Genomic DNA, 10,263 nt, shown 5'->3' on the forward strand with positions numbered 1-10,263 from the left:
CTTTCAACTTTTGCCAGTGTTGATCTGTCAGCATGGTACGAGGCATAGCGAATAGTAAAATTGGGTTTGGCGATTTGATTTTACTACTTCGCTATTTTTTTAAGCTAAAAGTGTCAACACACCCTAAATAATTAATATTAATATTAAATAGTTATCTTAATAAAATCCGCAATTTTACTTGTGCAAGTTTATGAATCTACTATGCAAATTTAAATCAACATGCTTAAAATCACATTTTAATATCGTTATTGTCGATGGTGGTCAGGCTGGGCTTTCAGTGAGCCATTATTTCAAACTGGCCAATTCAAACACAATAAAGATCTTTAGATGAACAATTTCTATCTGCTACACAATAAAACCTTATTCAATAAAACTTTAGAGTTGAAGCAACAAATCAAATTTAAATCAGATTTGAAAAATAATTACGGTAGTTGCTGTCCTGTGGTAATAATTCTAATAAACGCTGTACCGCATCAATACGATCATGTGTTTGCCCAATAATCCGTAATAATTGATCGGTATCCTTTATTTGATAAATCAACTGGCTTAAACGGGCATCAAAACAATGTCTCCAAGTACTGAGTAAAGGGCTTTCTGATTTAGATAAAAAGCTACCTTTATATAGCGAGAATGTACTCGAAATAAGATTTGCATTTAATGATTGTTCAGCACGTAAAAAATCACATTGGACTTCACAGGTAAGCCTATAAATCCGAGCCTCAATTGAATGAGGTAATAGGCTACGAAGTTGTGAAAGCTCAGCCTTTAGGGTTTTTAGGCTGACATTACGCTCACCATAAAGGGCATAGTGTAACTCTTCTAAACCAATCCCGTACGGATACAAAGCTAAAATGCAAAGTATTTCAATTTGACGGTGAGTCAAGTTCAAAGTATGCCCATTAAATTGAACCCAGGGCGAACCTAGCGCTTTAATGTATAAAAAATTTTTCTGTTCAAATTTTATTGCTCGCTGTATTAAGTCTGCACAGCGTTCCACAGCAAGAATGCCTAGAGGGGTATGTTTTTTATATTTTGTGGAAAGATTGACAATGCCATGAAATTGACCTGAAGTCGGATCCCAGATAGGTGCTGCATAACAAACCCAATCACGAACGCTGTCCATTTGGTTTTCATGAGAATATACACAACTTGATGTTTGACTATTTAATGTCATACCAATCGCATTGGTCCCAACCGCCTGCGTTGACCAATGGCCACCTTCAATAAAATGTACCTGTTCAGCAGAAGAAAGCATCGCGGAACTACTCCAGGTCCATAACAGAGTACCATGGTGATCTGTAAGACCAATTGCCATATCGGAATCATCAGCAATTCTTAATAAATCGGCATAATTATGCTGAATAGAGCGGCGGAATAGGGAAGTCTGATCTTCTTGAGGCAAAGCCAAAACGGGTGCAGCCTGAACAATATGCTGATTAATTAAATGTGTTGTTTGCAGCTTTTTTGCTGGTGCTGTATTGAACAGGTTCATATCATATTCCTTTATGATTAGACTGTAATATCTTTAAACTTCAGAAATCAATTTCCAGATCTATACTCATTCAATCTTTTCTTTCGTGTACCAAATCATTTTTTCTTGGATTCGTTAAATAACCTTTTTTGGGTTTTACCAGCCTTTTAGCTACTTTAAAAGTGTTGTTATGGACTGGAAATGACTATTTTTATCTGAAGTGTTAATAAAAGTAACCATTATGTTGATAAATAGGATCCTTTAAATGATGAAAATGTCATTCACGCACGTAGGGCACAGGTACAGCCTCACCATAATACTGGCGGTCAGCAAAATAACTCGATCGCACTAATGGTGCACTCCAAATATTCTTAAACTCTAAGTGCTCTCCATGAGTTTGATAATGTTTAAACTCTTGCAATGTAACAAAACGATGAATTGGCGCATGTGATTTGGATGGCTGTAGGTATTGGCCGATTGTGACATAATCAATTTGATAATCTTTCAAATCATTTAATAACGCAATAACCTCAGCTTTAATCTCTCCTAAACCCACCATCAAACCACATTTCGTTGGGATATCAGGGCAGTAGTGTTTAAATTTCTTAAGTAAATTCAATGAATGCTGATAGTCAGCGCCTGGTCGCATGGCTTTATACAGGCGTGGCACGGTTTCAATATTGTGATTAAAGACATCAGGTGGATTTTTGCTCAGAATTTTAAGTGCAATATCTGCGCGACCACGAAAATCAGGAACCAAAACTTCAATCAAAGTGTCTGGACTAGTTTGACGAATTTCTCGAATGCAATCTGCAAAATGCTGTGCACCGCCATCTTTTAAATCATCTCGGTCAACGGAAGTAATCACAACATACTTTAAGTTTAGATTCTTCACTGTTTCAGCCAAATGCAGTGGCTCGTTAATATCTAAGGCATTAGGACGGCCATGCGAGACATCACAGAATGGACAGCGTCGAGTACAGATATCTCCCATAATCATGAATGTTGCTGTTCCACTACCGAAACATTGCGGCAAGTTAGGACAAGCTGCTTCTTCGCAAACGGTATGTAGTTTTTGTTGTCTTAATAAATCCTTAATGATTTGGACTTCCTCAGGTCGACTAATTTTAGTCCGGATCCATTCTGGCTTTTTCGGTATCGTTTCCGTTGGAACAACTTTAATTGGAATACGCGCCATTTTTTTAGCGCCACGTAGCTTCTTTCCAGTTAATACTGGGTTATTTAAATCCATTTCAAACACTCCGTCGTTTAAAATAATTAATATTGAGCCTGATATTAAATAAGCTGCTTTAAATGCATTAATAATATTAAAACAGGGCAAAAAACTTATCATATAAAACAAAGGTTGGTTAAAGGTTTGTTTTTGTATATAGCTGAATAATATTAAAAAATTTACAAATTTCTTAATTTTATAAACCATTGTTTTTAATGTTTATCTTATGTTTTTATGCATTATATTTTTTTAGTCTAATATGAAATTAAATAAAAATATTCTTATATAAATATACGATTTAAAAATCCAGTTATTCAATTTGGGATTTTCTTTTAAGCGTAGTTAATAAGGAATAAATATATGCAATTAACGGAAGAGCAATTGCTAGCAGCATACAAAAGAATGCGCGACATTCGTGAATTTGAGGATCGACTTCACGATGAAAACAATACAGGTGATATCCCAGGTTTCATCCATCTTTATAGCGGTGAGGAAGCTGTTGCCGTAGGGATCTGTGAAAATTTAACAGATAAGGACTTCATTACCTCAACACATCGTGGTCACGGACATTGTATTGCAAAGGGCTGTGACATTCACGCCATGATGCTAGAAATTTTTGGCAAAGATGATGGTTTGTGTCGTGGTAAAGGCGGCTCAATGCACATTGCGGACTTAGATAAAGGCATGCTCGGTGCAAACGGTATTGTGGGTGGTGGTCCACCTTTGGCTATTGGGGCAGCTTTAAGTGCTAAAACACTCAAAAATGGTGGGATTGGTCTATCTTTTACCGGTGATGGCGGTTCAAATCAGGGCTTAACTTTTGAAGCCATTAATATGGCTGTTGTGTTAAAGCTTCCTGTCATTTTTGTTTTTGAAAATAACGGTTTTGGTGAAGGTACTGCACATGATTATGCCGTAGGCAGTAAAGATATTGCAGGCCGAGCAGCAGGTTTTGGCTTACCCGCTGAAAAAGTAGATGGAACAGACTTTTTTGCTGTGTATGAAGTTGCACAAAAAGCCATTGAACGTGCCCGCCGTGGTGAAGGTCCGAGTGTGATTGAAACGGTAACCAACCGATTTTATGGACATTTTGAAGGTGATCCAGGGCTTATCCGTTCTAAAGAAGAACTGGATTATGTCAAAGAACATAAAGATCCATTGAAAATATTCCGCGAAAAAGTCAAAGACAAAATTGACGAAGCCAAGCTCGATGCGATTGACGCTCAGTCTAAAGCCAATGTAGACGATGCCGTTGCAAAGGCACGTGCAGCTAAGTACCCAGAAGTTTCTCAGTTACTTACCGATGTATACGTCTCTTACTAAAGGAATAGTAGAAAAATGCCAAATAAAAGTTATCGAAACGCGATTAAAGAAGCAATTGAATTAGAAATGCGCCGAGACCCAAGTGTCATTGTGGTCGGTGAAGATGTTCGTGGTGGACATGGTGGTAAAAATACCGATGATAATAAGCTGGAAGGTTTTGGCGGTGTACTTGGTGTAACCAAAGGCTTATGGACTGAATTTGGTTCTGAACGAGTCATTGATACTCCAATTACAGAATCAGCGATTATTGGTATGGCGGCAGGTGCTGCTGCAACGGGTTTAAGACCTGTGGCAGATTTAATGTTTATGGATTTTTACGGCGTGTGTTATGACATGCTGTATAACCAAGCAGCTAAATTTCGCTACATGTTTGGCGGCAAAGCCAAAGCGCCACTCGTTGTACGTGGCATGATTGGTGCAGGTTTTTCCGCAGCAGCGCAGCATTCTCAGTCGCCATATAACGTGTTTGCCTCAGTGCCTGGTTTAAAAGTGGTGGTGCCTTCAAGTGCCTATGATGTAAAAGGGTTGTTGATTCAAGCCATTCGAGATGACGACCCAGTAGTCTTTTGTGAACACAAGTTGTTGTACGACATTAAGGGCGAAGTGCCAGATGAGTCCTACACTATTCCTTTTGGTGTCGCAAATTACACCCGTGAAGGCACAGATATCACCATTATTGCCTTAAGTTTGATGGTGCATCGTGCCAATGAAGTCGCTGATAAGCTCGCAAAAGAAGGCATTTCGGTTGAAGTGGTTGACCCTAGAACCATTTCACCATTAGACGAAGATGGCATTTTAGAGTCAGTAGCTTCAACAGGTCGTGTGGTGATTGTAGATGAATCAGCAGCACGTTGTGGTTTCGGACATGATGTGGCTGCGCTTATTGCCCAGAAAGGCTTTCATTATCTTAAAGCACCAATCGAATTAGTCACTCCACCACACTCACCCGTACCATTTTCACCAGTACTAGAAAAAGAATGGCTACCTAGTGTAGAACGCATCGAACAGGCTGTACGCAAGACGTTGGAGGCTTAGGATGAGCGAAATTAAAACTTTAGAAATCCCAAAATGGGGTTTGTCCATGGAAGAGGGTACGATTGCCCAATGGCTGATTCAGGAAGGTACCCAATTTAGTAAAGGACAGGAAATTTGTGAAATTGAAACCACAAAAATCGTCAATGTATTGGAGGCACCTTTTGATGGCCTGCTACGAAAAATTATTGCTAACGATGGTGACACACTGGTCGTAGGTGGAATCATTGCAATTTGTGCAGACGCCCAAGTTTCCGATGCAGAAGTTGAAGCATTTGCACAGTCTTTAGGTGGAACACCTGCTGTAACTGGAAATAAAGCGGTAGCAGCGGTTCCTGAAAAAGTCGATGTGGCTCAAGTTGAAACCAAAGTACAAGCTGCTCCTAAACAGAACAGTGTTGGTAATGGATCAAAAGCGGTGACTCAGGGCGGATATTCTATTCCTGATGAGTTACAAGGCTACCAACAAAGTGATGATATTTTTGCAACGCCACATGCCTTGAAATTGGCTGAAAAGCATAATGTAAACTTGGCTCAGATTACGGGTTCTGGACGTGAAGGCCGTATCAGTGTTCAAGATATTCAGGCCGCAGTTCAAGCTGCTGGTGGTTCTTGGCCAGATGTACGTCATCAAGCTAGTACGAAAGCCGCGAAATCTAAAGCAGATGATAGTGATGTTCTAGCAACACCTGTTGCTCGCCGTTTGGCAAAACAATGGGGCATTAATTTGCATGATTGTCGTGCATCGGGTTCACGTGGACGAGTCTGTAAGGAAGATGTTGAAGCTGTATATCAACGGGAAAATCCTGTACAAGCTCAACATACTGAGTATGCGCATCCAACAGAGTCAGCAAAATTCACCACCGTAGCTATGAATGGTATGCGTAAAGCAATCGCTGCACGGCTACAAGCGGCAAAACGCAATGCACCACATTTTCGCTTAACGATAGACTTAAATGTTGAGTCGGTTCAGGCTTTGCGTCAGCAAATTAACAGTACTGTACCGCAAGTCAAACTGTCCATTAACGATATGCTGATTAAAGCTGCTGCTGCTGCACTGATTAAAGTTCCACAAGTTAATGTTCAGTTTGATGAAGAGAATCAGCAGATTTTACAGTTTGAACAGGCTGATATTTCGGTTGCTGTAGCCATCGAAAATGGACTGATCACGCCAATTATTAAAGCAGCGAACCGTAAATCTTTGGCGCAAATTTCCAATGATATGCGTGATCTGGCGACACGTGCCAAAACTGGAAAATTGGCACCTGATGAGTTTCAAGGGGGCAGTTTCAGTATTTCCAATTTGGGCATGCTTGGTATTCAACAGTTTGATGCCATTATTAACCCGCCTCAAGGTGCAATTCTAGCCTTAGGTGCAGCAGAGAAACGTGCTGTAGTTGAAAATGATGAGATTGTTGTTCGTGAAATGGTGACCGCAACATTGTCTTGTGATCATCGTGTCATTGATGGTGCGTTGGGTGCTCAATTCTTATCGGCATTTAAGCAGTTTGTCGAAAATCCTGCATTAATTTTGGTGTAGGAGGAATAGTCATGTCAGATACACAATTTGATCTTGTGGTTATTGGTGCTGGTCCTGGAGGATATGTCGCTGCGATTCGCGCAGCGCAACTGGGATTAAAAACGGCAATCGTTGAAAAACAACACTTAGGCGGAGTATGTCTTAATTGGGGATGCATTCCAACCAAGGCATTATTGAGCGGGGCTGTGCTTGCGCAGCAGTTCAAACATGCAGGGCAGTTTGGCTTTACGCTTAACGCGATTGATTTTGATATTCAAAAACTGGTCCATCATAGCAGACAGGTTTCTGAGCAACTGGTGCAAGGTATCGGTCAACTATTGAAAAAAAATCAAATCACTGTTTTTAACGCAGCAGCCCAGTTTATTGCCAAAGAGCAATTAGAGCTTACAGATGCGAATGGTCAAAAACAGCAGATTTCTGCACCGCATATTATTGTCGCAACAGGCGCACGTGCGGCCAATTTGCCTCATATTCCTGTAGATGGCCATCAGGTCTGGAGTTATAAAGAGGCTTTAGTTCCAGAACAATTACCAAAATCTTTACTGGTCATTGGTTCGGGTGCTATAGGCAGTGAGTTTGCAAGCCTATACCAAGACTTAGGCTGCCAAGTCACCTTGGTTGATATTGCAAAGCAGATTCTTCCTAGCGAAGACATTGAAGTTGCGAAGTATGTACAAAAGCAATTTGAACAGCAGGGTATGCAGGTTTTAACCGAAGCGACTGTAAAAAAAATAGAAACTGATCAGGCTCAAGTACATTGTCATATTGAAACTGCCACAGGTGTACAAATCATTACTGTTGAAAAGGTGCTTTCAGCTATTGGAGTGAAACCAAATGCTGAAAATCTTGGCCTAGAAGCTTTAGGTGTCGAATTAGAGAATGGTTTTATTAAAGTCGACTCATGGTGCAAAACTAATATTGTGGGCGTATATGCAATTGGCGATGTTGCAGGCGCACCGTGTTTGGCACACAAGGCCAGTCACGAGGCTATTCTTTGTGTGGAGAAAATTGCAGGTTTAGATCATGTACATGCTTTAGATCGTACACAAATTCCGGGCTGTATTTTTACCCATCCGCAAGTGGCCAGTATTGGTTTGACAGAACAGAAAGCGAAAGCTGCGGGCTTGAATATCAATGTGGGTAAGTTTCCTTTGCAAGCCAATGGTAAGGCATTGGCTTTGGGTGATAGCGCAGGATTCATTAAAACTATTTTTAGTCAGGAAACGGGTGAATTGTTAGGTGCTCACATGGTTGGACATGAAGTTACCGAACATATTCAGGGTTTTGCCATCGCAAAATACCTAGAAGCGACGGATGAAAGCTTAGCACAGGTCATTTTCCCTCATCCTACTTTGTCTGAGGCGATGCATGAGTCGGTCTTGTCGGCGATGCAACGTGCAATCCATATTTAAGGAGTCGCAACATGCCTAGAGGTTTAAACAACAAAGTTGCTTTAATTACGGGTGCGGCACAAGGCATTGGACGTGGTATTGCCTTACGTTTAGCACAAGAAGGTGTACATATTGCCTTGGTCGATCTTCATCAAGAAAAGTTAAATACTGTTCAACAAGAGGTTGAAGCCTTTGGCGTAAAAGCCACCACATTTATTGCGGATATTTCAGATCCAATACAAATCAGTGACGCTATTAATCATGCAGAATCGACACTTAATGGCTTTGATATCATGATTAATAATGCAGGTATTGCACAAGTCAAAGCTTTGGCAGAAGTAACGCCGAGTGAATTTAACCAAATTATGAACATCAATGTCGGTGGTGTACTTTGGGGGATTCAAGCCGCAGCAAATAAATTTAAACAACGCCAACAGGCTGGAAAAATTATTAATGCATGCTCAATAGCAGGTCATGAAGGCTTTGCTTTACTCGGTGTTTATTCGGCAACGAAATTTGCAGTTCGTGCATTGACGCAAGCTGCGGCTAAAGAATATGCTAGTGTTGAAATTACTGTAAATAGTTATTGTCCGGGTGTTGTTGGTACAGACATGTGGGTCGAAATAGATCAGCGGTTCTCTGAAATTACAGGTGCACCAATTGGTCAAACGTATAAAAAATATGTAGATGGTATTGCTTTAGGACGTGCTGAAACACCAGATGACGTGGCTGCATTAGTTGCATTTTTAGCCAGCGAGGATGCAAACTATATTACAGGTCAGTCTATTTTGACAGATGGTGGAATGGTTTACCGTTAATATCAACATAAGGAATACACAATGAAAGCAGCTCGTTTTTATGACCGAGGGGATATTCGAATTGAAGATATCCCTGAACCGAAAGTACTTCCAGGCACAGTTGGAATTCAAGTTGCATGGTGCGGTATTTGCGGTACAGATTTACATGAATTCATGGAAGGCCCTATTTTTATTCCACCTTGTGGTCATCCACATCCAATTTCGGGAGAATCTGCACCTGTAACAATGGGACATGAATTTTCAGGCGTAGTTTATGCAGTTGGTGAAGGTGTAGACGATATCCAAATTGGACAACATGTCGTAGTTGAACCCTATATTATTGCGGATGATGTCCCGACTGGCCCCAATGATAAGTATCATTTATCAAAAAATATGAACTTTATTGGTTTAGGCGGACGCGGTGGTGGTCTTTCTGAAAAAATTGCAGTTCAGCGGCGTTGGGTACATCCTATTTCAAATGATATTCCTTTAGACCAAGCAGCATTGATAGAACCTTTATCTGTCGGTCATCATGCCTATGTCAGAAGTGGCGCAAAAGCTGGCGATATCGCACTGGTTGGTGGAGCAGGCCCAATAGGCTTACTTTTATCTGCTATTTTAAAGGCTAAAGGTCTTACGGTTATCATCACTGAACTGAGTGCAAAACGTAAAGAAAAAGCGATAGAGGCTGGTGTTGCCGATTATGTATTGGATCCATCTCAGGTTGATGTGGTAAATGAAGTAATGAAAATTACTCAAGACCGCGGTGTAGATGTTGCTTTTGAATGTAGTAGTGTCAATAAAGTCATGGATACACTCGTTGCAGCAATGAAACCAACTGGTGTAGTCGTTATCGTTTCTATTTGGAGCCATCCTGCCACAATTAATGTGCATAGTGTGGTGATGAAAGAGCTAGATATTCGTGGCACGATAGCTTACGTCAATGACCATCAGGAAACTATTCGTTTGGTTGAGCAAGGTAAGATTAATCTAGAACCTTTTATTACCCAACGGATTGCATTAGATGATCTTGTTTCTAAAGGCTTTGAAACATTGATTCATAATAATGAGTCTGCTGTAAAAATTATTGTTCATCCGTAGTAACGCCTAATTTCAAAGACAAATTTGAATAAGCTAGAGATAAACTCTATGTAGCTATTTTTAATATTTATAGCGATAGGAAATGAGTCTGTATTTACAAACTCATTCTCATAATAGTGATTGGAAAACTCTATTTTTTAAGAAGAAATTGACAACACATAATGTATAATTTAATTTATATCAATATTAATGAATTTAATACCGAAATTCGTCTATTTAACATAATCAATATTATACGAAATCAAATTGTTAGAAACCATTTAAAGTGTCTATATTCTCACCAATAAAAATGTCTAGTTTATGATGGTTTTTACCATCATGGACTGGATATAAATTAGAGATGTTGATCACTATGTCTGACAAGGAAATTCAAC

The 10,263-nt window shown here is 39.9% G+C and carries 8 protein-coding genes; 6 read left to right on the top strand and 2 right to left on the bottom strand.

Annotated elements, in window-relative coordinates:
• Window positions 1–400: 400 nt before the first annotated feature.
• Together FTU72_RS15510 and lipA are read right to left on the bottom strand one after the other, a co-directional pair.
• Window positions 401–1,492 carry a transcriptional regulator gene (locus tag FTU72_RS15510; RefSeq protein ID WP_180053092.1) on the bottom strand — a complete coding sequence of 364 codons (1,092 nt, stop codon included), beginning with the start codon at window positions 1,490–1,492 and terminating at the stop codon, window positions 401–403.
• Between the two features lie 256 nt (window positions 1,493–1,748).
• Entirely contained in the window at window positions 1,749–2,723 is a 975-nt protein-coding gene (gene lipA, locus FTU72_RS15515) for a lipoyl synthase (RefSeq protein ID WP_180053093.1), read from the bottom strand.
• A gap of 342 nt (window positions 2,724–3,065) precedes the next feature.
• Here lipA and FTU72_RS15520 point away from each other — a divergent pair, with 342 nt between their 5' ends.
• From FTU72_RS15520 to FTU72_RS15545, 6 genes are read left to right on the top strand one after another with little or no spacing between them, the layout of a single operon-like run.
• Entirely contained in the window at window positions 3,066–4,028 is a 963-nt protein-coding gene (locus tag FTU72_RS15520) for a thiamine pyrophosphate-dependent dehydrogenase E1 component subunit alpha (RefSeq protein ID WP_075166713.1), read from the top strand.
• Between the two features lie 15 nt (window positions 4,029–4,043).
• Window positions 4,044–5,063, top strand: a complete 1,020-nt coding sequence (locus FTU72_RS15525; RefSeq protein ID WP_048881927.1) for an alpha-ketoacid dehydrogenase subunit beta — start codon at window positions 4,044–4,046, stop codon at window positions 5,061–5,063.
• A gap of 1 nt (window position 5,064) precedes the next feature.
• Complete coding sequence (locus FTU72_RS15530; protein ID WP_166139588.1) at window positions 5,065–6,600, top strand: 2-oxo acid dehydrogenase subunit E2; 1,536 nt, start codon at window positions 5,065–5,067, stop codon at window positions 6,598–6,600.
• 11 nt (window positions 6,601–6,611) lie between these two features.
• Complete coding sequence (gene lpdA, locus FTU72_RS15535; RefSeq protein WP_166139586.1) at window positions 6,612–8,012, top strand: dihydrolipoyl dehydrogenase; 1,401 nt, start codon at window positions 6,612–6,614, stop codon at window positions 8,010–8,012.
• A gap of 11 nt (window positions 8,013–8,023) precedes the next feature.
• Window positions 8,024–8,809, top strand: coding sequence for an acetoin reductase (locus FTU72_RS15540; RefSeq protein ID WP_108619593.1), 786 nt, complete (start codon window positions 8,024–8,026; stop codon window positions 8,807–8,809).
• A gap of 21 nt (window positions 8,810–8,830) precedes the next feature.
• Window positions 8,831–9,889 (top strand): 2,3-butanediol dehydrogenase, encoded by a 1,059-nt coding sequence (locus FTU72_RS15545; protein ID WP_005105897.1) that lies wholly within the window; start codon window positions 8,831–8,833, stop codon window positions 9,887–9,889.
• Window positions 9,890–10,263 lie beyond the last annotated feature (374 nt).

It is taken from the genome of Acinetobacter sp. YH12137, from assembly GCF_013418535.1.
Classification (GTDB): Bacteria; Pseudomonadota; Gammaproteobacteria; order Pseudomonadales; family Moraxellaceae; genus Acinetobacter.